At 70.0% G+C, this 23,098-nt stretch carries 23 protein-coding genes and 1 pseudogene; 16 read left to right on the top strand and 8 right to left on the bottom strand.

Features of this window, described 5'->3' with window-relative positions; genetic code table 11:
- Positions 1 to 12 precede the first annotated feature (12 nt).
- Positions 13 to 2,004 (bottom strand): PhoX family protein, encoded by a 1,992-nt coding sequence (locus tag RGI145_RS10425; protein ID WP_075798276.1) that lies wholly within the window; start codon positions 2,002 to 2,004, stop codon positions 13 to 15.
- A 372-nt stretch (positions 2,005 to 2,376) separates the two neighbouring features.
- Here RGI145_RS10425 and rpsB point away from each other — a divergent pair, with 372 nt between their 5' ends.
- The 14 genes from rpsB (at position 2,377) to RGI145_RS10355 (ending at position 16,237) form a co-directional block, all read left to right on the top strand.
- Positions 2,377 to 3,258 (top strand): 30S ribosomal protein S2, encoded by an 882-nt coding sequence (gene rpsB, locus RGI145_RS10420; RefSeq protein ID WP_075798275.1) that lies wholly within the window; start codon positions 2,377 to 2,379, stop codon positions 3,256 to 3,258.
- A gap of 91 nt (positions 3,259 to 3,349) precedes the next feature.
- Complete coding sequence (tsf, locus tag RGI145_RS10415; protein ID WP_075798274.1) at positions 3,350 to 4,264, top strand: translation elongation factor Ts; 915 nt, start codon at positions 3,350 to 3,352, stop codon at positions 4,262 to 4,264.
- Between the two features lie 191 nt (positions 4,265 to 4,455).
- Positions 4,456 to 5,175 carry a UMP kinase gene (gene pyrH / locus RGI145_RS10410; protein WP_075798273.1) on the top strand — a complete coding sequence of 240 codons (720 nt, stop codon included), beginning with the start codon at positions 4,456 to 4,458 and terminating at the stop codon, positions 5,173 to 5,175.
- A gap of 13 nt (positions 5,176 to 5,188) precedes the next feature.
- Positions 5,189 to 5,761: a ribosome recycling factor gene (frr, locus tag RGI145_RS10405; RefSeq protein WP_075798272.1), complete on the top strand. Its 573-nt coding sequence runs from the start codon at positions 5,189 to 5,191 to the stop codon at positions 5,759 to 5,761.
- A 33-nt stretch (positions 5,762 to 5,794) separates the two neighbouring features.
- Entirely contained in the window at positions 5,795 to 6,538 is a 744-nt protein-coding gene (gene uppS / locus RGI145_RS10400; protein ID WP_075798271.1) for a polyprenyl diphosphate synthase, read from the top strand.
- Positions 6,538 to 7,389, top strand: a complete 852-nt coding sequence (locus RGI145_RS10395) for a phosphatidate cytidylyltransferase (protein ID WP_075798270.1) — start codon at positions 6,538 to 6,540, stop codon at positions 7,387 to 7,389. Before uppS ends, RGI145_RS10395 begins: the two co-directional genes overlap by 1 nt.
- Positions 7,390 to 7,431: 42 nt before the next feature.
- Positions 7,432 to 8,601, top strand: a complete 1,170-nt coding sequence (dxr, locus tag RGI145_RS10390; RefSeq protein WP_075798269.1) for a 1-deoxy-D-xylulose-5-phosphate reductoisomerase — start codon at positions 7,432 to 7,434, stop codon at positions 8,599 to 8,601.
- Between the two features lie 54 nt (positions 8,602 to 8,655).
- The gene (rseP, locus tag RGI145_RS10385) at positions 8,656 to 9,768 is read left to right on the top strand and encodes an RIP metalloprotease RseP (RefSeq protein ID WP_418314477.1); all 1,113 of its coding nucleotides are present in this window, start codon (positions 8,656 to 8,658) and stop codon (positions 9,766 to 9,768) included.
- Positions 9,769 to 9,893: 125 nt separating this feature from the next.
- Entirely contained in the window at positions 9,894 to 12,251 is a 2,358-nt protein-coding gene (gene bamA, locus RGI145_RS10380) for an outer membrane protein assembly factor BamA (RefSeq protein WP_075798267.1), read from the top strand.
- Between the two features lie 17 nt (positions 12,252 to 12,268).
- Positions 12,269 to 13,042 carry an OmpH/Skp family outer membrane protein gene (locus RGI145_RS10375; RefSeq protein WP_075798266.1) on the top strand — a complete coding sequence of 258 codons (774 nt, stop codon included), beginning with the start codon at positions 12,269 to 12,271 and terminating at the stop codon, positions 13,040 to 13,042.
- A 3-nt stretch (positions 13,043 to 13,045) separates the two neighbouring features.
- Positions 13,046 to 14,083 carry a UDP-3-O-(3-hydroxymyristoyl)glucosamine N-acyltransferase gene (gene lpxD, locus RGI145_RS10370; RefSeq protein ID WP_075798265.1) on the top strand — a complete coding sequence of 346 codons (1,038 nt, stop codon included), beginning with the start codon at positions 13,046 to 13,048 and terminating at the stop codon, positions 14,081 to 14,083.
- Entirely contained in the window at positions 14,080 to 14,559 is a 480-nt protein-coding gene (fabZ, locus tag RGI145_RS10365; protein ID WP_019460065.1) for a 3-hydroxyacyl-ACP dehydratase FabZ, read from the top strand. The genes lpxD and fabZ overlap by 4 nt, the downstream gene beginning before the upstream one ends.
- The gene (gene lpxA, locus RGI145_RS10360; protein WP_075798264.1) at positions 14,556 to 15,389 is read left to right on the top strand and encodes an acyl-ACP--UDP-N-acetylglucosamine O-acyltransferase; all 834 of its coding nucleotides are present in this window, start codon (positions 14,556 to 14,558) and stop codon (positions 15,387 to 15,389) included. The genes fabZ and lpxA overlap by 4 nt, the downstream gene beginning before the upstream one ends.
- Before the next feature lie 11 nt (positions 15,390 to 15,400).
- On the top strand, positions 15,401 to 16,237 hold the full coding sequence (locus RGI145_RS10355; protein WP_075799984.1) for an LpxI family protein: 837 nt from the start codon (positions 15,401 to 15,403) through the stop codon (positions 16,235 to 16,237).
- Between the two features lie 175 nt (positions 16,238 to 16,412).
- Here RGI145_RS10355 and RGI145_RS10350 read toward each other — a convergent pair.
- The 4 genes and pseudogenes from RGI145_RS10350 to RGI145_RS10335 form a co-directional block, all read right to left on the bottom strand.
- Positions 16,413 to 16,676: pseudogene (locus RGI145_RS10350) on the bottom strand (HU family DNA-binding protein); the annotation flags it as partial.
- Positions 16,677 to 16,844: 168 nt separating this feature from the next.
- Positions 16,845 to 17,780 (bottom strand): NAD(P)/FAD-dependent oxidoreductase, encoded by a 936-nt coding sequence (locus tag RGI145_RS10345; RefSeq protein ID WP_075798263.1) that lies wholly within the window; start codon positions 17,778 to 17,780, stop codon positions 16,845 to 16,847.
- 6 nt (positions 17,781 to 17,786) lie between these two features.
- Positions 17,787 to 17,921 carry a hypothetical protein gene (locus RGI145_RS26015; RefSeq protein WP_257787103.1) on the bottom strand — a complete coding sequence of 45 codons (135 nt, stop codon included), beginning with the start codon at positions 17,919 to 17,921 and terminating at the stop codon, positions 17,787 to 17,789.
- A gap of 310 nt (positions 17,922 to 18,231) precedes the next feature.
- On the bottom strand, positions 18,232 to 18,843 hold the full coding sequence (locus RGI145_RS10335; RefSeq protein ID WP_075798261.1) for a metal-dependent hydrolase: 612 nt from the start codon (positions 18,841 to 18,843) through the stop codon (positions 18,232 to 18,234).
- A gap of 177 nt (positions 18,844 to 19,020) precedes the next feature.
- Between RGI145_RS10335 and RGI145_RS10330 the strand changes: the two genes are divergently transcribed.
- Both RGI145_RS10330 and RGI145_RS10325 read left to right on the top strand, forming a co-directional pair.
- Positions 19,021 to 19,749 carry an inositol monophosphatase family protein gene (locus RGI145_RS10330; protein ID WP_075798260.1) on the top strand — a complete coding sequence of 243 codons (729 nt, stop codon included), beginning with the start codon at positions 19,021 to 19,023 and terminating at the stop codon, positions 19,747 to 19,749.
- Positions 19,746 to 20,531 (top strand): 2-keto-4-pentenoate hydratase, encoded by a 786-nt coding sequence (locus tag RGI145_RS10325; RefSeq protein WP_075798259.1) that lies wholly within the window; start codon positions 19,746 to 19,748, stop codon positions 20,529 to 20,531. Before RGI145_RS10330 ends, RGI145_RS10325 begins: the two co-directional genes overlap by 4 nt.
- 66 nt (positions 20,532 to 20,597) lie before the next feature.
- Here the strand turns inward: RGI145_RS10325 and RGI145_RS10320 are convergent, their stop codons facing one another.
- From RGI145_RS10320 to RGI145_RS10310, 3 genes are read right to left on the bottom strand one after another with little or no spacing between them, the layout of a single operon-like run.
- Entirely contained in the window at positions 20,598 to 21,278 is a 681-nt protein-coding gene (locus RGI145_RS10320; RefSeq protein ID WP_237183041.1) for an acylneuraminate cytidylyltransferase family protein, read from the bottom strand.
- Between the two features lie 19 nt (positions 21,279 to 21,297).
- Positions 21,298 to 21,894: a D-sedoheptulose-7-phosphate isomerase gene (locus RGI145_RS10315; RefSeq protein WP_075798257.1), complete on the bottom strand. Its 597-nt coding sequence runs from the start codon at positions 21,892 to 21,894 to the stop codon at positions 21,298 to 21,300.
- Between the two features lie 13 nt (positions 21,895 to 21,907).
- Positions 21,908 to 22,942: a Gfo/Idh/MocA family protein gene (locus tag RGI145_RS10310; RefSeq protein WP_075798256.1), complete on the bottom strand. Its 1,035-nt coding sequence runs from the start codon at positions 22,940 to 22,942 to the stop codon at positions 21,908 to 21,910.
- Between the last annotated feature and the right edge of the window lie 156 nt (positions 22,943 to 23,098).

The following is a 23,098-nucleotide window of genomic DNA, read 5'->3' as shown; positions in this document are numbered from 1 at the left end:
GGGGCGTGCGGGTCAGCTCCCGATGATCCCGCCATCCTTCCGGACGATGCTCACCACGGACGGGCGGGGCGGCATGTCGTCGCGGAAATCCGGCCAGCGGGTGGTCGGCGCGGCGTAGGTCGTGGTCGGGTCGTCATTGGCCGGATGCTGCACCGCCACGAAGAAGCTCCGGCTGTCCGGCGTGAAGACCGGGCCGCACATCTCCGCGCCCGTCGGGGTGCGGAAGAACATGCGGGTGACAGCACGGCCGCGCCCGGTGGTGTCGCAGGCCCAGATGCCGTCGCCGATGCCGTTCGCCGCCTGCTGCTCGCCCTGGTCGGTGGCGATCCAGAGCCGGCCCTGGCCGTCGAAGGCGATGTTGTCCGGGCAGGCGAACCAGCCGGAACGGGTGACGCCGGCGCCGTAGGAGGCCTGGTGCTCCTCGATCTCGGGGTTCCCGGCCATGATGAACATCTCCCAGGCGAAGCGGGTGGCGCCGTGGTCCGGCCGCCCGTTGCGGTCCGGGGGCGTCATCTCCAGGATCTGGCCATGGAGGTTCCGGGCGCGGGGATTGGCCTTGTCGGTCTGGTCCGCCTTGCGCTGGTTGTTGTTGGTCAGCACCACATAGACCCGACCGGTCACCGGGTTCGGCTCCACGTCCTCCGGCCGGTCCATCGGCGTCGCCCGCAACAGGTCGGCGGCGCGGCGGACGTCGATCATGACATCGGCGGCGGAGCGGAAGCCGTTCTCCGGGGTGAGGGGGCCCTGGCCGAAGACCAGCGGCAGCCATTCCACCTGCCCGTCATCGCCGAAGCGGGCGACGGAGAGGATGCCGTGGTCCAGCAGGTCGCGGTTCGCCTCGCGGTCCTTCGGGTCGTAGCGGTCGCGGCTGACGAAGCGGTAGAGGTACTCGAAGCGCTGGTCGTCGCCCGTATAGACGACGACATGGCCGTCCGGCGTGAGGGCCGTGGTGGCGGCCTCGTGCTTGAAGCGGCCGAGGGCGGTGCGCTTCACCGGCGTGGAGGCCGGGTCATAGGGGTCGATCTCGACCACCCAGCCGAAGCGGTTCGGCTCGTTCGGCTCCTTGCCCAGGTCGAAGCGGTCGTGGAAGCGCCCCCAGCCCTGGTTGGACTTGCCGTTCAGCCCCATGCGCTTCCAGGCGGCGGCTTCCGGCCCCTTGGTGGCGTCGCCGGAGAAGTAGGTGTCGAAATTCTCCTCGCAGGTCAGGATCGTGCCCCAGGGCGTGACCCCGCCGGCGCAGTTGCCGATCATGCCGAGGACGTTGCGCCCCTCCGGATCGGCGCCGGTGCGCAGGCGGGAGTCGCCGGCGGCGGGGCCGGAGACCCGCATCGGGGTGGTGGCGGTGACGCGGCGATTGTGCTGACCCAGCACGGTCTGCCAGACGCCATCCTGGCGCCGGACCTCGACCACGCTGCCGCCGATCGACTGCATGGTGACGTCCACCTGTTCGCGCGTCAGGGCATCGCCCATGGTCTTCGCGTCCAGGCCGGGGAACATCATCTGCGCCTCGGGATACTCGTGGTTCACCCAGAGCAGCCCATGGTCCGGGGAGGCCGAGCCGCGCGGCAGCGGCAGGAAGGCCTGGAAGTCGTTGTTGTAGCCGAATTGCTGCGCCTGGGCGGCGGCGGTCTGGCGATGCGGGTCGAATTCCGGCGCTCCCGGCAGGACCTTGTCGCCCCAGCGGATCAGCACCCGGGCCTCGTAGCCCTCGGCGACGGCCAGGTCCGGGCGCGGCCCGTGCTGGATCTCGGGGAAGGTCAGGCTGGACAGGCCGCGGCCCTGGCCCATGGGGGCACTGCCCGCGGCCATCGCGGGGCGCGAGCCGGGCAGGGCGGAGCCGAGGGTGGCCACCGTGGCCGCGCCCAGCACGCCCCGGAAGAAGGAGCGGCGCACCAGACGGCGCCCCAGCACGGCCTGGAAGTCGGGCTCGGGGGAAGCGTTCACGCCGATCTCGTCGAGATCGGCATCCGCCGCGGCGAGCGGCTGCTCCACGGTGATGGACATGGGTCCCATTGATCCCTTGAGGTCGTCGGCGGCTGCGGCATAGCGGCGCCGGGGATCGCGGAACAACCGCGCTTCGATGTTAACGCCCTGATTTAACGGTATTGTCTTAATCGGCCCGTGCATCCCGCGGCGCTGCGCCGGAGAGGTGCCGGCGCGGCATGGCAGGCCCCTGCGCGGCCGCTGCCCCTTGCGCAGGCGGCATGACTATGCCATGTGCCCCACGCCGCCGGCGGGAGCGTCCTGCCGGCGGCAAATCCGCACGCGGCGCGCCCTTCCGAGATACGCGGCAAGGGTCCGGTGCTCCCCTCGAAACGGGGGCTCGGCGCCGCGGAGGTTCAACCGGACTCCATCGGAAGGAAAGGAACGCCAATCATGGCGATGCCGGAAGTTTCCCTGCGCGGCCTGCTCGAGGCCGGCGTCCACTTCGGTCACCACACGCGGCGCTGGAACCCGCGCATGGCGCCCTACATCTTCGGCGTGCGCAACCAGGTGCATATCCTGGACCTGCAGCAGACCGTGCCGATGATGGAGCGCTCGCTGAAGGCCGTGCGCGACGTGGTCGCCGCCGGTGGCCGCGTGCTCTTCGTGGGCACCAAGAAGTCCGCCGCCGAATACGTGGCCGAGGCCGCGACCCGCTGCGGCCAGTACTACGTGAACCACCGCTGGCTGGGCGGCATGCTCACCAACTGGAAGACCATCACCGGCTCCATCAAGCGCCTGAAGCAGATGGAAGTGCAGCTTGCCGGCGACACCGCGGGCCTCACGAAGAAAGAGGTCCTGATGCTGACGCGCGAGAAGGAGAAGCTGGACCGCGCCCTGGGTGGCATCAAGGAGATGGGCGGCCTGCCCGACATCATCTTCGTGATCGACACCATCAAGGAGAAGCTGGCGATCGAGGAGGCCAACAAGCTCGGCATCCCGGTCGTGGCCGTGTGCGACAGCAACGCCGACCCGCAGGGCGTGACCTATCCGATCCCGGGCAACGATGACGCGATCCGCGCCATCAACCTGTACTGCGACATGGTCGCCGGCGCCGTCTTCGATGGCATCAGCGCCGAGCTGCAGGCCTCGGGCATGGATCTGGGCGCTGTCGAGGAGCTGCCGGAAGAGGGCCTGCCCGACGAGACCCTGCCGGCCGAGCTGGCCGGCGACGTGGCCCTGGAGGGCGAAGTCCAGTCCAGCCCGACCAGCGGTCTGCCCAGCGCCGAGATCGAGGCCGAGGCCAAGGCCGAGGAAGACAGCCGCGCCGGCTGAGGCCGGGGTCGCCTGATCCACTGGAAAACGGGCGACGCGCGGGGCTTCGATGCGCCCCGCGCGTTTGCCTTGCCAAGTTGAGGAGAACACCATGGCCGAGATCACGGCTGCCCTCGTCCGCGACCTTCGCGAGAAGACCGGTGCGGGCATGATGGACTGCAAGAAGGCGCTGGTTGAGGCGAATGGCGACATGGAAGCCGCCATCGACTGGCTGCGCAAGAAGGGCCTTTCCGCCGCTGCCAAGAAGTCCGGCCGCGTGGCCGCCGAGGGCCTCGTCGCCGTTGCCTCCGCGCCGCTGAAGGCCGCCATGGTCGAGGTGAACGCCGAGACCGACTTCCTGGCCCGCAACGAGCAGTTCCAGAACTTCGTCGCCCAGGTGGCCGAGGTCGCCCTGGAAGTCGGCGAGGATGTGGAGGCCATCAAGGCCGCCCCGTATCCCGGCGGCGAGGGCACGGTGGCCGACGAGCTGACCCGCCTGATCGCCACGATCGGCGAGAACATGTCGATCCGCCGCGCCAAGACCTTCTCCGTGTCGCAGGGCGCGGTCGCGACCTACATGCACAACGCGGTGAAGCCGGGCCTGGGCAAGATCGGCGTGCTGGTGGCCGTCGAGAGCGCCTCGGAGGTCGCCGCGCTGGAGACCCTGGGCCGGCAGGTCGGCATGCACATCGCCGCCACCCGCCCGGACGCGCTGGACATCGACGCGGTCGATCCGGCGGCGCTGGAGCGCGAGAAGGCGGTGCTGTCCGAGCAGGCCCGCGCCTCCGGCAAGCCCGAGAACATCATCGAGAAGATGGTCGAGGGCCGCATCCGCAAGTACTACGAGGAAGTGGTGCTGCTGGAGCAGGTCTGGGTGCATGACGGCGAGAGCCGGGTGCGCAAGGTCGTCGAGAAGGCCGGCGCCAAGCTGACGGGCTTCGCCCGCTTCCAGCTCGGCGAGGGCATCGAGAAGCAGGCCGGCGACTTCGCCGCCGAGGTCGCCGCGGCGGCCGGCGTGGGCGGCTGAAGCCTCCCATGGCTTCCCGCCGGACCCGGCCATGGCCGGGTCCGGTGTGTTCCGGAGGATACGCCTGCCTTCTTCCAGGGGGGCATGCATCCTCCGGCCCGGGGCCGCTGGCCGGGCGACCCTTGCCCGGCCCCCTTGCCGGGCAAGGGCGCCGTTGAGTAACTTCCCCGACCTTCAAGGATAGCCCGCCGATGTCCTCCCCGACCTACAAGCGCGTCCTGCTCAAAGTGTCCGGGGAGGCCCTGATGGGGTCCAGGGATTACGGCCTGGACACCTCGACGCTGAAAGCCATCGCGCAGGACGTGCGCGACGTCGTGGCGCTGGGGGTCGAGGTCTGCCTGGTGATCGGCGGGGGCAACATCTTCCGCGGCATCTCCGGAGCTGCCTCGGGCATGGACCGGGTGCAGGCGGACGGGATGGGCATGCTCGCCACCGTCATGAACGCCCTGGCCATGCAGAGCGCGCTGGAACGCCAGGGCGTGACGACGCGGGTGCAGAGCGCCATTCCCCTGCAGAGCCTGTGCGAGCCCTTCATCCGCCGCCGCGCGATCCGGCACATGGAGAAGGGCCGGGTGGTGATCTTCGCCGCCGGCACCGGCAACCCCTATTTCACCACCGACACCGCCGCCGCCCTGCGCGCCGCGGAGATGAGCTGCGACGCGCTGCTGAAGGGCACGCAGGTGGACGGCATCTATTCCGCCGACCCGCGCAAGAACCCGCAGGCCGAGCGCTACGAGACCCTGACCTATCTGGACGTCCTGGCCCGCGACCTCGCGGTGATGGATGCCGCCGCGATCAGCCTGGCGCGCGAGAACAAGCTGCCGATCGTCGTCTTCAACATCCACGAGCCGGGTGCCTTCACCGCCGTCATGAAGGGCGAGGGGCGATTCACCACGGTCGTCGAGAACTGAGGAATACCGTTTCATGGCCGCCGTCCCGGATTTCAATCATCTCAAGCAGGACCTCATCCGCCGCATGGACGGGGCCCTGGACACGCTGAAGAAGGAGTTCACCGGCCTGCGCACCGGCCGCGCCAGCCCGGCGCTGCTGGAGCCGATCCGGGTCGAGGCCTATGGCGCCAACCAGCCGTTGAGCCAGGTCGCCAATGTCTCGGTGGCCGGGCCGGGGCTCCTCTCGGTGCAGGTCTGGGACAAGTCGGTGGTGAAGGCCGTCGAAGTCGCCATCCGGGATTCCAATCTGGGCCTGAACCCGCAGGCCGAGGGGCAGGTGATCCGCGTGCCGCTGCCGCCGCTGACCCAGGAGCGCCGCAACGAACTGGCCAAGCAGGCCTCCCGCTATGCCGAGGCTGCCAAGGTGGCGGTGCGTGGCGTGCGCCGCGACGGCATGGAGACGGTGAAGGGCTGGGAAACCAAGTCCGAGATCTCCAAGGACGATGCCAAGCGCCATTCCGACGAGATCCAGAAACTGACCGATCAGGCGGTCAAGCGGGTGGACGAGGCGCTCGCGGAGAAGGAAAAGGATATCAAGGCGGTCTGATCGGACGGCCTTGCACAGGATGAAGACCAGCGGATGAGTGCGGCGCCCGAACGTCGGCCCGAACCGGCGTCGGCCGCGATGCCGACCCATATCGGTATCATCATGGACGGCAATGGCCGCTGGGCCGCGGCGCGGGGCCTGCCCCGCGCCATGGGCCACCGCGCCGGGGCCGAGGCCACCAAGCGCGCCATCGAGGCCACGGCCCAGGCCGGCATACCCTGGCTCACGCTCTTTGCCTTCTCCTCGGAGAACTGGGGGCGCCCGGCACAGGAGGTGCTGGAACTGACCGGCCTGCTGCGGCACTACCTGCGGCATGAGGTCGCGCAGCTCGTACGCGACGGTGTGCGGCTGCGAGTGATCGGCGACCGGGCGCGCTTCGGCGCGGAGACCGGGGAGGCCATCCTGCGGGCGGAGCGCGACACCGCCGGCGGCACGCGGCTGAACCTGAACGTGGCGTTGTCCTATGGCAGCCGGGCGGAGATCCTGGCCGCCGCCCGCGCCATGGCCCAGGCCGTGGCCGAAGGGCGGCTGGACCCGGCGGCGCTGGACGAGGAGCAGTTCTCCCACCACCTTTCCACCGCCGGGATGCCGGACCCGGACCTGATCATCCGCACCTCCGGCGAGCAACGGCTGTCGAACTTCCTGCTCTGGCAGTCGGCCTATGCCGAGCTGTACTTCACCGACGTGCTCTGGCCGGATTTCAACGTGGGCCACCTCCGGGCGGCCCTGGAGGAATTCGGGCGGCGGGAGCGCCGCTACGGCGCCGTCGCGGGCTGATGGCGGAAGCGAAGACCGAGGAGAAGCGCTGGCGCGACCTGCGCAAGCGCTTCCTCTCCGCCCTGGTCCTGGGCCCCACGGCGCTGCTCTGCGTCTGGCTGGGGGCCGAGCTCTACACCCTTCTGATCGCCATCTGCATCGCCATCCTGACCTGGGAATGGGTGCATCTCTGCGGCATGCGGACGCGGGCCTTCCCCGGCCTGGGCGTGCCGATCGCCATCTTTCTCGCCGGCATCGTCGCGGTGATCGAGCACTCGGCCCTGTCCTGGGTCGTGCTGGTGGCGGGGTTCTTCCTGGCCTGGATGGGCGCGGAGCGCTCGCGCGGGCGCAGGGGCGTGCCGCAGCAGCCGGCGCTGAGCCTGGCCCTCGGCGTGCTCTATATCGGCATCGCCGGCCTCTGCCTGATCGAGCTGCGGCACGACAACGAGGCCGGGCGGGACAACATCCTCTTCCTCCTCTTCGCGGTCTGGGCCAGCGACATCGGGGCCTACATGGCCGGTCGGGTCTTCGGCGGGCCGAAGCTCTGGGCCGAGGTCTCGCCGAACAAGACCTGGTCCGGCGCCATTGGCGGCCTCGTCTTCGCCATGCTGGTGGGCGCGCTGCTGACCCTGGTCCTGGCCCCCGGCTCCATGGCGCGGGCGGCGGCGGTGGCCGCGATCCTCGCCGTGGCTACCCAGGCGGGCGACCTGCTGGAAAGCGCGATCAAGCGGCATTTCAAGGTGAAGGACACGTCCAGCCTGATCCCCGGCCATGGCGGACTGCTGGACCGGCTGGACGGCCTGCTGGCGGCGGCGCCGGTGGCGGCACTGCTGGCGCTGGGGGTGGGCTACGGGGTTCCGCTGTGGCGCTGACGCCACGGCGGCGAAGCAAGAAGAAGTGGTGACGCAGGGGCGATGACGCGACGGATCACGGTTCTGGGCTCCACGGGCTCGGTGGGAAAGAGCACGGTGGCGCTGCTGGAGGCGGCCGCGCCAGGCGAGTTCGCGGTCGAGGCCCTGGTGGCTGGGCGCGACGCCCGCGCCCTGGCGGAGCAGGCACGCCGGCTGCGCCCCGCCATCGCCGTGCTGGCCGACGAGACCTGCCTGCCGGCCCTGCGCGAAGCCCTGGCGGGTAGCGGCATCGCCTGTGCCGCCGGCGAGGCCGCGGTGCTGGAGGCGGCTTCCCGCCCGGCGGACTGGACCATGGCGGCGGTGGTCGGGGCGGCGGGGCTGCGCCCGACCCTCGCGGCGCTGCGCCGGGGCGGCACGCTGGCGCTGGCGAACAAGGAAAGCCTGGTCTGCGCCGGGGCGATCGTGATGCGGGTGGCGCGGGAGGCCGGGGCGCTGCTGCTGCCGGTGGATTCCGAGCACAACGCGATCTTCCAGGCGCTGGACGCGCGGCAGCCCTCGGTGCCGGAGAAGATCATCCTGACCGCCTCGGGCGGCCCCTTCCGCCAGGCCAGCCTGGCCGAGATGGCCGCCGCGACCCCGGAGGCGGCAGTCCGCCACCCTGTCTGGAGCATGGGCGCCAAGATCAGCATCGACAGCGCCACCATGTTCAACAAGGGGCTGGAAGTGATCGAGGCGGCGCATCTCTTCCCCGTGCCGCATGAGCGGATCGAGGTGCTGGTGCACCCGCAATCCGCCGTGCACGGGCTGGTGCAGTATGCTGACGGCTCGCTGATCGCCCAGCTCGGCACGCCGGACATGCGGACCCCGATCGCCCATGCGCTGTCCTGGCCAGGGCGCCGCCACGTGGATGTGGGTCGCCTGGATCTGGCCGCGCTGGGACGTCTCGAATTCTTTCCGCCCGATCCGGAACGTTTCCCGGCGCTGCGGCTGGTGCGGGAAGCCTTGTCCGCGGGCGGTGGCGCTCCCACCATCCTGAATGCCGCCAACGAGGTCGCGGTGGCGCGCTTCCTGGGCCGCCGGCTGAGCTTCCTGGGCATCGCCCGGGTGGTCGAGGCGGTGATGGAACGGCTCGGTGCGCCGGCGATTCCCGATCTGGAGGCCGTGCTGGCGCTGGACGGGGAGGCGCGGCGGGCGGCCGAGGCCGAGGCGGAACGGATGGGGATGGCTGCCTAGGCGGGGCCGGACCATATGAGGATTTCGGGGGCAAGACCCTGAGAGGACACTGAGTTGGACGCATTGCTGGGCTCTGGCCGGACGATCCTGGCCTTCGTGGTGGTGCTGGGCGTGCTGGTCTTCATCCATGAGGCCGGGCACTACTGGGCCGCACGCTGGCGCGGGGTCTATGTCGAGCGCTTCTCGATCGGCTTCGGCCAGGCCCTGGCCCGCTGGACCGACCGGCGCGGCACGGAATGGCGCATCGGCTGGCTGCCCCTGGGCGGCTATGTGAAGCTGCATGGGCAGGAGCAGCCGGGGGATGTGGACCCGGCGGTGCGGGCCGCGTGGCGCGCGGGCGAGACCTTCCACGACAAGCCGGTGCGCGACCGGGCCATCGTGGTGGCGGCCGGGCCCATCGCCAATTTCGCCCTGGCGGCGGTGCTCTTCGCCGGGCTCTTCATGACCGTCGGCCAGCCGGTGATGAACGCCAATGTCGGCACCGTCGTGGCCGGCAGCGCGGCCGAGCGGGCGGGGCTGCAGGCCGGGGACACGATCCTCGCGGTGGATGGCCAGCCGGTCAGCCGCTTCACGGACCTGCAGAGCCGGATCGAGCCGCATCCCGACCAACCGATCACCCTGTCGGTCCGGCGCGGGATGGAGGATCTGACCGTCTCCGCCACCCCCGAATCGCGGCAGCGCGACGGGGCGGCGCCGGTCGGGGTGCTGGGCATCGCGGCCGGGGCGCCGAGCTTCGAGCGGATGAATCCGGCCGCGGCGCTCTGGGGCGGGGTCGCCAACACCTACGAGGTCTCGAAGCAGACCCTGGTCGGGGTCTGGCAGATGATCACCCGGCAGCGCGGGACGGACGATCTCGGCGGCCCGCTGCGGATCGCGCAGATCTCCGGGCAGGCGGCCGCGCTGGGCCTGCCCAGCCTGATCACCTTCATCGCCGTGCTCTCGGTGAATCTGGGGCTGATCAACCTCTTCCCCATCCCGGTCCTGGATGGCGGGCATCTGGTCTTCTACGCGGCGGAGGCGATTCGCGGCCGGCCGCTCTCCGCCCGGGCCATGGATTACGGGCTGCGGGCGGGGCTGGCGGTGCTGGCGGCCCTGTTCATCTTCTCGACCTGGAACGACCTGAGCCATCTGGGCGTTGTCCGATGGATCACAGGTCTGGCTGGATAACCATACGCTTCGCCTTGGTTGTTGAGACGGGGTTGGCGTTCCCGGGGGCTTGCCGCTAGTTTGCGCCCGCCCCCGTCCGGCCCTTCCCGGCGCCGGACGGGGAATGCCGGCTCGGAACCTGGAACTTGAACGCCACACGCGCCCTGCTTCTCGCTGCTACCTGCCTCGTCCCCGTGCTCGTGACCCCTGCCAGCGCCCAGCCGCAGCGCGGTCGCACCGGCACCCCGGCCGCCGCTCCCCGACAGGGTGCGGGGCAGGGCACCGTCAGTGGCATCGATGTCGTCGGAAACCAGCGCATCGAGGCGGATACCATCCGCTCCTACATGCTGCTCCAGCCGGGCGACCGCTTCGATTCGGAGCAGTTGGACCGCTCGCTCCGCACCCTCTTCGCCACCGGCCTGTTCCGGGACGTCCAGGTCGGGCGCCAGGGCGACCGCATCGTGGTGCGGGTGCAGGAGAACCCGATCGTCAACCGGGTGGCCTTCGAGGGCAACCGCAAGATCTCCGACGACCAGTTGCAGCCCCTGGTCTCCATCCGTCCGCGGGCGGTCTTCACGCCCCAGGCGGCCCAGACCGACCGGGAGAAGATCCTGGAGCTCTATGCCCGCCGCGGCCGCTTCGCCGCCACGGTGGAGCCCAAGGTCATCGAGCTGCCGCAGAACCGGGTCGATGTGGTCTTCGAGATCAAGGAGAACGAGACCGCGCTGATCGGCCGGATCAACTTCGTCGGCAACGAGGCCTTCTCGGACAGCCGGCTGAAGGAGATCGTGGCCAGCCGCGAGGCCGCCTGGTACCGTCCCTTCAGCTCCTCGGACTCCTACGATCCGGACCGGTTGAACTTCGACCGCGAGCTGCTGCGCCGCTACTACCTCCGCCACGGCTATGCCGACGTGCAGGTGACGGCCGCGACGGCCGAGCTGGCGCCGGACCGTTCCGGCTTCTTCGTCACCTATACGATCAACGAGGGGAAGCGCTACCGCGTCTCCAAGATCGACCTGACCTCGGAGCTGCGCAACATCAAGCCGGAGCAGCTCCGCCCGGAGATCAGCCTTTCCCCCGGCGACTGGTATGACGGAGAGGCGGTGGAGAACGCCGTCCAGGCGATCCAGGACCGCGCCAACGAGCTGGGCGCGCCCTTCGCCGAGGCCCAGCCGCGCATCCAGCGCGACCGCGAGAAGGGCACGGTCGAGATCACCTTCGACGTGCGCGAGGGCGAGCGGCTCTATGTCGACCGCATCGACATCACCGGCAACACGCGCACCCAGGACCGGGTCATCCGCCGCGAGTTCCGCGTCGCCGAGGGCGATCCCTTCAACGCCGCGCAGATCCGCCGCTCCCGCCAGCGCGTCCGTGACCTCGGCTACTTCAACGACGTGAACATCACCACCTCGCCCGGCTCGGCGCCGGACCGGGTGATCGTCAACGCCGCGGTCTCGGAGAAGGCCACGGGCGAGATCAGCCTCGGCGGTGGCTACTCGACGGATGCCGGCGCGCTGGCCGATATCGGCCTGCGCGAGCGCAACCTGCTTGGCACCGGCATCGACGCGCGCATCAACGGCACCATCGCGCAGCGCCGCTCCTCGATCGACGCCTCGGTCACCGACCCGTCCTTCCTGGACCGCAACCTCGCCGTGGGCGCGGACATCTTCTACGTGACGCGCGACCTGCGCGACTATTCGGGCTACGAGGAGCGCCGCTACGGCTTCGCGCTGCGCGCCGGCTACGAGTTCAACGAGTTCCTGCGCCAGTCCTGGACCTATACCCTGTCGCAGCGAAACATTTTCGACATCAGCAACGACGTCACCAGCAAGTACATCCTGGAGCAGAAGGGCAAGACGCTGCTGTCGCAGGTGGGCCAGACCCTGACCTGGGACAAGCGCGACTCCCGTCTCGATCCGACGCGCGGCTACGTGCTGCGCTTCGGCACGGATTTCGCCGGCCTCGGCGGCGACGCGAAATATGTCCGCTGGCGCGGGGACGCCGCCGTCTATGTCCCCTTCGAGAAGCTGCTGGGCGACCCGAAATACGTCCTCGCGGTCAGCGGCAGCGCCGGCTACCTGCAGACCTGGGGCGGCGGCAAGGACCTGATCGTGGACCGCTTCTTCCTGGGCGGCGAGAACCTGCGTGGCTTCGAGGTGGCGGGCGTCGGCCCGCGCGACCGTTCCATCGTGAGCGGCGTGCAGAACGACGAATCCCTGGGCGGCCGCTTCCTCTGGACCCAGTCCACCGAGTTCCGCTTCCCGCTGCCGATCCCGGACGAGCTGGGCATCACCGGCCGGACCTTCGTGGATGTCGGCGCCCTGAGCCAGTCCTCCAAGGGCGACGGGGTGGTGGATGACAGCTCCCCACGCGTGGGCGCCGGCGCCGGCATTTCCTGGGCCAGCCCCTTCGGCCTGATCAACCTCGACTTCGCCGCGCCCGTGGTGAAGAAGTCCTACGACAAGACGCAGGTGTTCCGCTTCGGCTTCGGCACCCGTTTCTGAGAATTTCCGGAGTATCGATGATGAAGGCGCGCACCGCTCTCGCCGCCCTGGCCGTCCTGATTCCTGCCACCCAATGGGCCATGCCGGCCCAGGCGCAGGACTGGTTCGTTCCGCAGGGTCAGCAACAGACCCGTCCCGCCCAGCCGGCGCAGCAGCAGCGCCCGGCGCAGCAGCAGCAGCCGGCGCAGCGCCCGGCCCAGCCGGCGGCGAACCGTGCCGCACTCGGCCCCGGCCAGGCACCACCCGATGCGGTCATCGGCGTGGTGGACGTGCCGGAGGTCCAGCGCAACTCCACCGCCTTCAACGGCGTGCGGGAGGAGATCGAGCGCCGCCGGCAGAAGCTGAACGAGGACCTGCAGAAGGAGCAGACGGGCTGGCGCGACGCGCAGCAGCAGCTGCAGCAGGAGCGCGCGGCCCTGACGCCGGACCAGCAGCGCAACCCGCCCGAGGCGCTGCGCAACCGCGAGCGCGAGCTTCAGGAGAAGATCACCGAGAGCCAGCGCGTCTTCCGCGACCGTTCGCGGGCCATCGAGCAGGCGGCGCAGACTGCGCTGAACGAGATCGAGCGGTCCCTGGCCGGGGTGGTGCGTCAGGTGGCGGCGAACCACAAGGTGAACCTCGTCCTGCCGCGGCCGCTGGTGATCTACAACGATCCGCCCTTCGACCTGACGGACGAGATCAGCCAGCAGCTGAACAAGGTTCTGCGCAGCGTGACGCTCGCCAAGGAAGAGGCCGCGCCCGCGGCGCAGGCCGAGCCGCAGGCGGCCAAGCCGGCGCAGCAACGCCGCTAGACCATGGCGGACCCGCGCTTCCATATCCATGCCGGAAAGCGGACGCTGGAGGAGGTTGCGCGCGTCGGAGGCGCCGAGATCCTGCGTGGCGACCCCGCCCTCTCCCTGACGGAGGTGGCCCCGCTGGACCAGGCAGGGCCGGGCGAGATCGCCTTCGCCGAGGGGCGGCGCAACCGCAATGCCCTGCAGGCAACGCGGGCGGGGGCGGTGATCGTCGCCGCCTCGATGCAGGCGGATGTCCCGGAGCAGGCTGCCGTGCTGCTGGCACGCTCGCCGCAGCTAGCCTTCGCCAGGATCGCCGGGCTGTTCCATCCGCCGCCGCCGCCGCGCCCGGGCATCCACCCGACTGCCGTGGTGGGGGAGGGCGCGGAGATCGGCGAAGGGTCCGAGATCGGCCCCCATGCCGTGATCGGCGAGGGGGCGAAGCTCGGGCCCGGCTGCATCGTCGGGCCACATGCGGTGATCGGCCCGAACTGCGCCTTCGGCGCCAACTGCCGCATCCATGCCCAGGCCAGCGCCTATTTCTGCCTGGCCGGGGACGGGGTTGTGCTGCACCAGGGTGCTCGGGTGGGCAACGAGGGCTTTGGCTTCGTGCCGGATGGCGCCGGGAACTTCGTCACCGTCCCGCAACTGGGGCGGGTGGTTCTGGGAAACCGCGTCGAGATCGGGGCGAATTCCTGCGTCGATCGCGGTGCTGCGGGAGACACGGTGTTGGGCGATGGGACGCGGACCGACGATCTTGTGATGATCGGCCATAACGTCCGCACCGGGCGCGGCTGCGTCATCGTGGGACAGGCCGGGATCTCCGGCTCTACGATCCTTGGCGACTACGTGACCGTGGCGGCGCAGGCGGGCTTGACGGGCCATATCACAATCGGAACAAAGGCGCGGATCGGCGCGCAGGCGGGTGTCATCAACGACGTGCCCGCGGGCATGGACGTTCTGGGCAGCCCGGCGGAGCCGGTACGCGACGCGATGCGCGGCTTCGCGGCGGTGCGCCGCCTGGCCGCCAAGAAGGTTTCAACGGACAGGACAGAATGAGCGGGCAGGAAGAGCCGCGGGCCGAGGGCGAGACCTTCGAGACTTTCGATATCGCGCAGATCATGGAGGCGATCCCGCATCGCTATCCCCTGCTCCTCGTGGACCGCATGGTGGAAGTGGTGCTGGGCGAGCGCGCCATCGGCATCAAGAATGTCACGGTCAACGAGAACTTCTTCCAGGGCCATTTCCCGCGCCATCCGGTGATGCCCGGCGTGCTGATCATCGAGAGCATGGCGCAGACGGCGGCCGTGCTGGTGGTGCGCACGCTGGGGCCCTCCGCGAATGGCAAGCTGGTCTATTTCATGAGTGTCGAGGGCGCGAAGTTCCGCCGCCCCGTGGTCCCTGGCGACCAGCTCCGCATCCACGTGGTGAAGGAGCGGCAGCGCGGGAACGTGTGGAAGTTCAATGCGGAAGCCAAGGTCGATGGCACGGTCGTGGCCGAGGCCACCTATGCCGCGATGATTCTGGACAAGTGAGCGTGGCAGAGATCCATCCCAGCGCTATCGTCGCCGAGGGTGCCCGGCTGGGCGCCGGCGTCAAGATCGGCCCCTGGTGCAGCGTCAGCGCCCAGGCGGTGCTGGAGGAGGGCGTCGAGCTCGTCTCCCATGCCGTCGTGGACGGTGACACGCGGATCGGGCCGGGCACGAAGCTCATGCCCTTCGCCTCGGTCGGCTTGCCGCCGCAGGACCTGAAGTACAAGGGCGAGCCCACGCGCGTGGAGATCGGCGCGCGCTGCACCTTCCGCGAGCACTCGACGATCCATCGCGGCAGCGTCGGCGGCCATGGCCTCACCCGCATCGGCGACAACTGCCTGATCATGGCCTGCGCCCATGTGGGCCATGACTGCACGCTGTCGGACAACGTGATCCTGGCCAACAATGTCATGCTGGGTGGCCATGTGGAGATCGGCGACACGGTCTTCGTCGGCGGCGGCGCGGCGGTGCACCAGTTCGTGCGCATCGGCCGGCAGGCGGTGATCGGCGGCATGAGCGGCATCGAGGCGGATGTGATCCCCTATGGTGCCTGCCTGGGCGACCGGGCGAGGCTGACCGGGCTGAACCTGATCGGGCTGAAACGCCGCGGCTTCTCCCGGCCGCGCATCCACGCCCTGCGGGCGGCGGTGCGGAGTCTCTTCGCCAGCGACGGTGTCTTCTCCGAACGCCTGGCCCGCACCCGGGCGAGCTGGGGCGAAGACCCGGCGGTGGCCGAGATCCTGGCTTTCGTGGACACGCACAGCCGGCGTGGCCTGATGCGGGCCCGCGTGCATGGGCTGCGCGAGGACGAGGCCCCGGGCGAGGCGGCTTGACCTCGCCGGCCATGGCTCCCCCATTGGGCATCTTCGCCGGGGGAGGGGAATTGCCGCTCCGCGTCGCCGCCACCGCGCGGGCGGCGGGGCGGGAGGTGCGCCCCGTGCTGCTGGAAGGCTTCGCCGATCCCGCAGCCTGGGCCGGCTATCCGTCCCTTCGGCTGCGTTTCGGTGCCCTGGGCTCGGCGATTCCCTGGCTGCGAAACGAGGGCGTGCGCGAGCTGGTGCTCTGCGGCCATGTGCGCCGCCCCTCGCTGCTGTCGCTGCGGCCGGATGCGGCGACGGCGCGCTACCTCGCCCGGATCGGCGCGCGCGCCTTCTCCGGCGATGACGGGCTGCTGAGCGCGCTGCGGAAGGTCCTGATGGAGGAAGGCTTTTCCCTGGTCGGGCCGGATTCGGTGCTGGACGGGTTGCAGGTGCCGCCGGGCCTGCTGGGCCATGTCGCCCCGGATGCGGACCATCTGGAGGACATCCGCCGCGGCGTCACCGTGGTTCAGGCGCTGGGTCGGCTTGATGTGGGGCAGGGGGCCGTGGTGCAGCAGGGCCTCGTGCTGGGGGTCGAGGGGATCGAGGGCACGGATGCGCTGATCGCCCGCTGCGGCGCGTTGCAGCGGGAAGGCCGGGGCGGTGTGCTGGTGAAGCTGGTGAAGCCGGAGCAGGACCGCAACCTGGACATGCCCTCGCTGGGGCCGGCGACGGTGCGGATGGCGATCCAGGTCGGGCTGGCGGGGATCGCCTTCGAGGCTCAGGGGGCGCTGGTGATCCAGCGCGAGGAGATGATCCGCCTGGCGGACGGAAACGGGATCTTCCTGTTGGCCATCAGGCCTGGGGACTACGCCGGCGGCTGAGCCCGCCGGTCCGCCCCTGCGTGGCAGCCGGGGCTGTCCCGGCCATGCCGGGACGGGCGGCCGCCGGACAGGGCGTCTCCAGGAGAAGCCCCGCCGGCGGCTGCCGGGTTCAGCTCGCGCTGCTGCCCGTGCTGCGCGCGGCCTTGCGCTTGGCCTTCTTCAGCCCGGCCAGCGCCGATTCCTTCAGCGCCGGCGAAGGCTTGAAGCGCACGGTGGCGCCGGCCTTCACGGCGACCTTCTCGCCGGTGCGCGGGTTCAGCGCGGTGCGCTTGGGCGTCTCGCGGACGATGAAGGAGCCGAATTCCGGCAGCGAGAAGCGGCCGGTCTCGATGATCTCCTTCTTGATCGCCTCGATGAGGTCGGTCGCCAGCCGGTTGGCGGCGACGCCGGTCATCTCGCTGGACTCCACGATCACGCCAGTGAGGAACTTCTTGCTCATGCAACCCCTCCAGTAGTGCGGCTTCCATAACGCAGCCGTTTCACGCTGTCTCGGCCAGATGCGAGTAAACAGCAAGGGAATCGCGTTTTCCATCGCGTTCCCAAACCCCTGCGGCGGGGCGGGAATGGGCGGGATGCCTTTTGTGCACTGCAAAAGCGACGATCGCGGTCAGCCGCGCAGCCCGTCGCGAATCAGCTCCGTGTTGACGGCGACGGCGGCCGTCGCGCCCTGCGCGGCGGCGACGATGGCAAGCTGGTAGCCCCCGGCGATGTCGCCCGCGAGATAGAGTCCGGGAACCGTGCTGGCCTCGTGCCGTCCGGTGCGCGCGGTGTCGTGCTCCGTCATCTCGCAGCCCAGCGCCTCGGCGAGATCGCAGCGCTGACGCCAGGGCGTGGCGAGGAAGAGCCCGCTCCGCGGCAGCCTGTCGCCCTGCGCGAAATGGATGGCCGAAAGGGCTCCCGCATCCGATTCGAGGCGTGCGATGCGATCCGTCCTGATCGCGATGCCCTGGCCCTCCAGGCGCTGCCGCCAGCGCTCCGGGTATTCCGGCGGCCCATCCGTGCAGAGCACGAGGTCCGCCGTCCAGTGCCGGATCTCCAGGGCGAAGCGCGCCGCGTCCTCGCTGTTGCCATAGACGGCCAGCGGGCGGTCGCGGTGCTCCCAGCCATCGCAGATGGGACAGCGCCAGGCGCTACGGCCCCAGACCGCGTCCAGCCCTTCCAGGGACGGCAACTGGTCCACCACCCCGGTGGCGAGGATCAGCTTCGACGCCAGAACCGCGCGGCCATCGGAGAGATCGACGCGGAAGGCGCCGTCATCCCGTCGCACGGCCTCCACCGCCGTCACGCGCTGCACGGAGATGCTGGGATAGCGGCCGATCTCCTCCTGGGCGATTCGCAGCATCTCGGCGGGCGGTGTGCCGTCACGCCCGAGATAGCCGCGCATCGCCTTGGCGGCCGCGTTGCGGTGCTCGCCCGAATCGCAGACCAGCGTGCGGCGTCCGCACCGCCCCAGGACCAGCGCGGCGCTAAGCCCCGCAGGCCCGGCGCCGACCACCACGACCTCCCAGGTCTCCTCCGGTTCCACGGGCTCAGGGTCCGGCATGGCGTCCTAGCGCGGCTGGATCTGCGGGTTCCCGCCGGGCGTGCCGGGCGGCGGGATCACCGGCATGGTGTTGGGCCGGGGATCGGGGACGGTGGTCTGGATCCCGGGGTCCACCCGGCTGGTCGCGGGCGGCTGGATCACCCCGCTGCGCGGCAGGGGAGCAGAACGATCGGGCGAAGTGCCCTGCTCGGGAGTGGAGGGCGCCGGTACAGGGGTGGAGGGATTGCCGGGTGACGTGGGTGAGGGGGCCTGTGCCAGGACCGGCCCGGAAAGAAGCGTCAGGAGCGCGGCGAGCCCAGGCAGGCGACACCACGGGGATCTCGGTATGCTCGGCGGCTGTGGCGTCATGTGGCCTTCCTCGGGCGTGGAGGTTGAGCGGCGCTCCACCCCCTGGAACGCCCGGCCCCGCGGCAGGGTTTGGCCGCCGCGCGAATCGCCGCGCGGGGTTGCTTCAGGAACGGTTGGCGAAGCGGCCGGCCAGCGTCCGCTCCGCAGGATGGGCGCGCTGCTCCCGCTCCGGCGCACAGGGGCGGAAGCCGTCATAGCCCTGCCAGACCCGGCACAGCCCGGCGGCGCGCCAGCCGGATGCAAGATCCGGCTTGCCGAAGGTCCCGCAGCCCGCGCAACTCAGGATCAGCGCCACCACCAGCGGCTCGAAGGCGGAGCCGGTGCGGCAGAGGGGCAGGGACCATGTGCCCCTCAGCGGCCAGGCGAGGCGCAGCCCACCGGGCGTCAGCAGGTCCGCCACCAGATGCGAGAGGTAGCCGACCAGCAGGGGTGCCATGACCCAGCGCGGCAGATCCGTCTGCAACAGCAGCGCGAAGCAGGCCGCCACCGCCAGGGCGGAGTGGGTGATGCCGCGATGGCCGAAGATCCAGCCGACGACATTGGAGAGCGGCCGCGTTCGCTTGCCGACCCAGGATTTCGGGTGGTCGATATCCGGCAACAGGGAACCGAGCACGGCGAGGCCGAGCGAGGCGGCATCCACGGCGGGAAGGCCGAATTTCGGCGCGGCCACCAGCCAGGCCGCGGCGCCGAGCGCGATATGCGACCCCGCCATCATGCCAGTGGCTGCGTCCTTGTTGAAACTGCTTGAGATTAGGTGTCAGAGAATCGCTCTACAAGGCTGAATCCCACCGTTTTTCACCGGAACCGTACAATTGGCCTGCCCGGTCATGCGATTCCGGTGCCCGCGTGTTCCACACTGTCTTTGCGCGCTGCGATGGAGCAGACTGCGCGCATGGACAACCTGACAGCTCTCGCCCTGGCCGAATCGGCCGCAAGGGTGAGCCGGGATCTGCTGCGCGCCGGGGGCGGCGTGGCGGAATCCGCCATCGGCCGGGACATCAAGCTCCAGCAGGACAAGGCTTCCGAGGCCCTCATCATCGCCGCGCTACGCGAGGCCGCGCCCTTTCCGGTGCTCAGCGAAGAGGCCGGCTGGATCGGCGGCCAGCCGGCGCCGGGCGAGGCCTGGTGGGCGGTGGACCCGCTGGACGGGTCGTGGAACTTCTTCCGTGGCGTGCCGCTGTGCTGCGTCTCGGTGGCGCTGTGCCGCGATGACAAGGCGGTGCTCGGCGCGATCTATGACTTCAACCGCGACGAGCTCTTCTCGGGCGGCCCGGGGCTGGGCTTCCGGCAGGACGGCATGCTGGTCGAGCCGCCGGCCCGGCCGCGCGCGGTGCTCTCCACCGGCCTGCCCGCCAAGGCGGACCATTCGCCCGAGGGTCTGGCGCGGGTGATCGGCCGCTTCGAGGGCTGGACCAAGATCCGCATGATCGGCAGTGCCGCGCTCTCCCTGGCCTGGGTCGCCTGCGGGCGCTTCGATGGCTACGAGGAGGAAGGCATCAACTGGTATGACGTCGCCGCCGGCTGCGCGCTGGTGGAGGCCGCAGGCGGCGAGATCGCCATCGCCGGCGAGGTCGGCGGGCCGATGCATGTACGCGCCGTGTCGGGGAGGGCACCCTCGTGAGCGATGTGGCAGAGCGCCGCGCGCTGGCGGCGAAGCTGATCGCGGCGGTGCGCGACCGCGCCGTCCTGGCGCCGCAGCCAACCGAGATCCCGGCCAGCCTGGCGGAAGCCGAAGCGGTGCAGGACGCGGTGGTGGCAGGAACCATCCGCGGGATCGGGGCCTGGAAGCTGGGCGCCACGGTGAAGTCGGTGCGCGAGGGCTTCGGGCTGGAGCGCGGCTTCTTCGGCGTGCTGCCGGCGGAGCGCGTTCTGCCCTCCGGTGCCGAGCCTGCCGCGTCGGACTTGCCGCAGGCCGGGGTGGAGAGCGAGATCGCCTTCCGATTCGGCCGCGACCTCGATCCACGCGGCGCGCCCTGGTCGGCGGAGGAGGTGCGGGCGGCGATCACCGGCGTGCATCCCGCGATCGAGGTGCCGCAGACGCGCTTCGCCGCGCTGGGGCAGTTCGGTGCCTTCGGGCTGATCGCCGACAACGGCGCCTCGGGCCTCGGCATCGTCGGGGATGGAGTCGCGGACTGGACACCGGAGGAGCTGCTGGACCTGCGGGTCTCGGTCAGCTTCGACGGGGCCGAGGCGGCCTCTGGCACCGGGGCGCTGGTGGAGGGCGGGCCCTTCGGTGCCACCGTGGCTTTCGTGGCCCTGGCCAATGCGCGTGGCTACACGGTCCAGGCGGGGCAGTACGTGCTGACCGGTTCCTGCACCGGCTGCCTGCAGCCGCCGCGCCCCGGGCTGGTGCGGGCCTCCTTCGGCCGCTTCGGTACGGTGGAGATGCGGGTTCCGGCCTGAGCCGGAACGACGAAGCGCCGGGAGGTCTCCCTCCCGGCGCTTCCTGTCAGGCGATGCGCCGCGCCGTCAGGCGGCGGCGGCATCCATGGCGGCGGCGGGACGGTGCACCGTGTCCCAGAGCGCCTCGGCGATGTCGAAATCCTCTTGCGTCTTGATCACGTGCCCGGCCATCCGGCCCACGGGCCAGGTGCCGATGCGGCCGGAATAGGTGGCGCAGCGTCCGGCGGCGAAGGCCTCCAGATAGGTGTCGCGCCGCCAGCCGGTGATCGACCAGGTGATCCGCTCGACCGGCAGCAGGTCCTGGCTGTTGGTCTTCTCGGCGAGGGTGAAGTTCACCGGTGCGCCGCGATGCATGCATTCCAGGTTCTCGTGGATGACGCTCATCAGAGCGTCCTCCTGCCCCTCGCGCAGCCGGGTGACGAAGGAGCGGACCTCCTCCGCCGTCAGCAGCGGCGCGATGGAGTGCACCTGCACCACCGCGTCGCAGGTCCGCTTTTCCAGGAACTCCGCGACGAACTGCTCGGAGGTCGCGGTGTTGGAGCCGAGATGCTCCGGACGCTGGTGGAAGCGGGCGCCTTCGGCCAGCGCCACCGGCCCGAAGGCCGGATGCTCCGAATTCACCCAGATCTCGTCGAAGACCCCGGCCTCCTGGCACTTGCGGATCGCATGCGCGATCAGCGGCGCGCCACGGATCTCCTTGAGGTTCTTCTGCTTCAGGCGCTGGCTGCCCATGCGGGCAGGGATCATGGCCAGGATGCGCATGGCGTCAGACCACGCTGTACTCGGCCTCGCCGACCAGCATGTCGACGACGGTGGTCAGCCAGATGTTGTGCACGCCCTCGACCACGTTATAGGCGCCGGAGGGGATGTGGAAGTTGATGTCGCCCTGCGCCTTCAGCGGGTTCTCCGGCGACTTGCCGGTGAAGGTGACGACGCTGACGTCGTTCCTGCGGGCCCATTCGGCGGCCTTCACGGCGTTCGGCGAGGTGCCGCTGACGGAGATCAGCACCACCGCGTCGCCCGGATCGGCATAGCGCTCCATGGCGCGCCAGATCCAGTTCTCGTAGCCGTAGTCGTTGGCGAAGCAGGTGATCAGGTTGGGCTCGTTGAAGTCCACCGCGCGGACGCGGCCCTGCTTGGTGAAGTCCACCGCGCCGTGCGAGGAGATCGAGGCCGAGGCGCCGTTGCCGGCGAAGAGCAGCTTGTTCTTGCTGGCGCGGATCTTGAGGCAGAGATCGCGGAAGGCGATCAGCGCCGGATAGTGCTTCTCGTCGAAGGCCTCCGACGTGTAGCGCTGGAAGTAGTTCTCGAGCCAGCCGTGCCAGTCATTGGTCACGATGGCGTCCTTGACGTTGGTGTCCATCACTCTCTTCCCCTCAGTCCGCATGTCCCAGGAGCATCTCGCGCAGATCGGCGGATTCGTGCCGTTCATGGGCGTAGATGCGGTCGATCAGGTCGAGCACCTGCAGCGCCTGCGCCGAGGAGCCGTAGGTGACGGGCGAGCCGGCGCGAACCGACTCGAAGAAGGCGTCCACCTCGCGCTGCCAGGAGGCATCCACCTCGAAGTGGATCTTCTCCTCGCTGTCGAAGCTCGCGGCCGGCGCCGTGGCGCGGTTGCGCGCGATGGTCAGGACTTCCTCGCCATAGGTGCCGGAGGAGGTCTTGAGGCCGTTCAGGGTGAGGTAGCCACGCTCCAGGAAGACCTCGAGCGAGAAGAGGTGCCGCCACTGGGTCATGGTCGAGTGGAAGGAGACCGCGCAGCCCGTGGCGCTGTCGCGCATCAGGGCGAAGACGTTGTCCTCGATGCCCGGCGTCTTCCAGTAGAGGTTGGAGACCATGGCCTGCACCTCGTCGAACGGGCGCCCGTTCAGGTGCAGCAGCAGGTCGAGCATGTGGATGCCCTGGTCGAGCAGGATGCCGCCGCCGGCGAGCTTCCGGTCGGCGCGCCAGCCCTTCAGGTAGTCGCCGTCCACGCTCTTGCCGTAGCGGCCGCGCATCCAGAGGATCCGGCCGAACTCGCCCTCCTCGATCATCTCCTTCATGCGCAGGATCGCGCCGTGGTGGCGATGGTTGAAGCCGTACATCAGCACCCGGCCGCATTCCCGCTCGACACCGATGATCTCGCGCATCTCGGTGCCGTTGAAGCAGGGCGGCTTCTCGCAGAACACGTGCTTGCCCGCGCGCAGCCCGGCGATGGTCAGCGGGCGGTTCAGCCAGTTCGGCGTGCAGACGAAGACCGCGTCGAGGCTGGGGTCGGCGATGATCTCCTCGGCCGAGGCGGCATAGGGATACGGGCAGTCCGGCAGGCGTACCGTGTCGAAGACGGTGGCGATTTCCGCGTGCCGTCCGCCTTCGATGGCGGTGGCGCGGATCTGCCCCATCTTCCCGTAGCCGATGATCCCCACTTTCATGCGGTGAGTCCCTTTTTGGTGGCTGCCCGGGTTGACGACCCGGGGGGCGACAACCATGGGTAGGTAAACTAAGGGTTATTTTGCACCGCAAGATTGCATGATACAACCATTTAGTGTGTAAAACCTTTATAACGCTTCTCATAAGTTGAGACAAAC

Origin of the sequence: Roseomonas gilardii (assembly GCF_001941945.1) — a bacterium.
Taxonomy (GTDB): Bacteria; Pseudomonadota; Alphaproteobacteria; order Acetobacterales; family Acetobacteraceae; genus Roseomonas.
Note: the sequence above shows the minus strand (reverse complement) of the source record. Positions and strands in the feature narration are given on the sequence as shown.

Excerpts from the sequence above, each read along its gene's own strand:
- RGI145_RS10345 (WP_075798263.1), bottom strand. The coding sequence starts at position 17,780 with ATGCCGGACCCTGAGCCCGTGGAACCGGAGGAGACCTGGGAGGTCGTG.
- RGI145_RS10315 (WP_075798257.1), bottom strand. The coding sequence starts at position 21,894 with ATGGACACCAACGTCAAGGACGCCATCGTGACCAATGACTGGCACGGC.
- RGI145_RS10320 (WP_237183041.1), bottom strand. The coding sequence starts at position 21,278 with ATGATCCCTGCCCGCATGGGCAGCCAGCGCCTGAAGCAGAAGAACCTC.
- RGI145_RS10330 (WP_075798260.1), top strand. The coding sequence starts at position 19,021 with ATGGACAACCTGACAGCTCTCGCCCTGGCCGAATCGGCCGCAAGGGTG.
- RGI145_RS10425 (WP_075798276.1), bottom strand. The coding sequence starts at position 2,004 with ATGTCCATCACCGTGGAGCAGCCGCTCGCCGCGGCGGATGCCGATCTC.
- uppS (WP_075798271.1), top strand. The coding sequence starts at position 5,795 with ATGAGTGCGGCGCCCGAACGTCGGCCCGAACCGGCGTCGGCCGCGATG.
- rpsB (WP_075798275.1), top strand. The coding sequence starts at position 2,377 with ATGGCGATGCCGGAAGTTTCCCTGCGCGGCCTGCTCGAGGCCGGCGTC.
- RGI145_RS10375 (WP_075798266.1), top strand. The coding sequence starts at position 12,269 with ATGATGAAGGCGCGCACCGCTCTCGCCGCCCTGGCCGTCCTGATTCCT.
- pyrH (WP_075798273.1), top strand. The coding sequence starts at position 4,456 with ATGTCCTCCCCGACCTACAAGCGCGTCCTGCTCAAAGTGTCCGGGGAG.
- RGI145_RS10310 (WP_075798256.1), bottom strand. The coding sequence starts at position 22,942 with ATGAAAGTGGGGATCATCGGCTACGGGAAGATGGGGCAGATCCGCGCC.
- RGI145_RS10395 (WP_075798270.1), top strand. The coding sequence starts at position 6,538 with ATGGCGGAAGCGAAGACCGAGGAGAAGCGCTGGCGCGACCTGCGCAAG.
- dxr (WP_075798269.1), top strand. The coding sequence starts at position 7,432 with ATGACGCGACGGATCACGGTTCTGGGCTCCACGGGCTCGGTGGGAAAG.
- fabZ (WP_019460065.1), top strand. The coding sequence starts at position 14,080 with ATGAGCGGGCAGGAAGAGCCGCGGGCCGAGGGCGAGACCTTCGAGACT.
- RGI145_RS10355 (WP_075799984.1), top strand. The coding sequence starts at position 15,401 with ATGGCTCCCCCATTGGGCATCTTCGCCGGGGGAGGGGAATTGCCGCTC.
- lpxD (WP_075798265.1), top strand. The coding sequence starts at position 13,046 with ATGGCGGACCCGCGCTTCCATATCCATGCCGGAAAGCGGACGCTGGAG.
- tsf (WP_075798274.1), top strand. The coding sequence starts at position 3,350 with ATGGCCGAGATCACGGCTGCCCTCGTCCGCGACCTTCGCGAGAAGACC.
- RGI145_RS10335 (WP_075798261.1), bottom strand. The coding sequence starts at position 18,843 with ATGATGGCGGGGTCGCATATCGCGCTCGGCGCCGCGGCCTGGCTGGTG.
- frr (WP_075798272.1), top strand. The coding sequence starts at position 5,189 with ATGGCCGCCGTCCCGGATTTCAATCATCTCAAGCAGGACCTCATCCGC.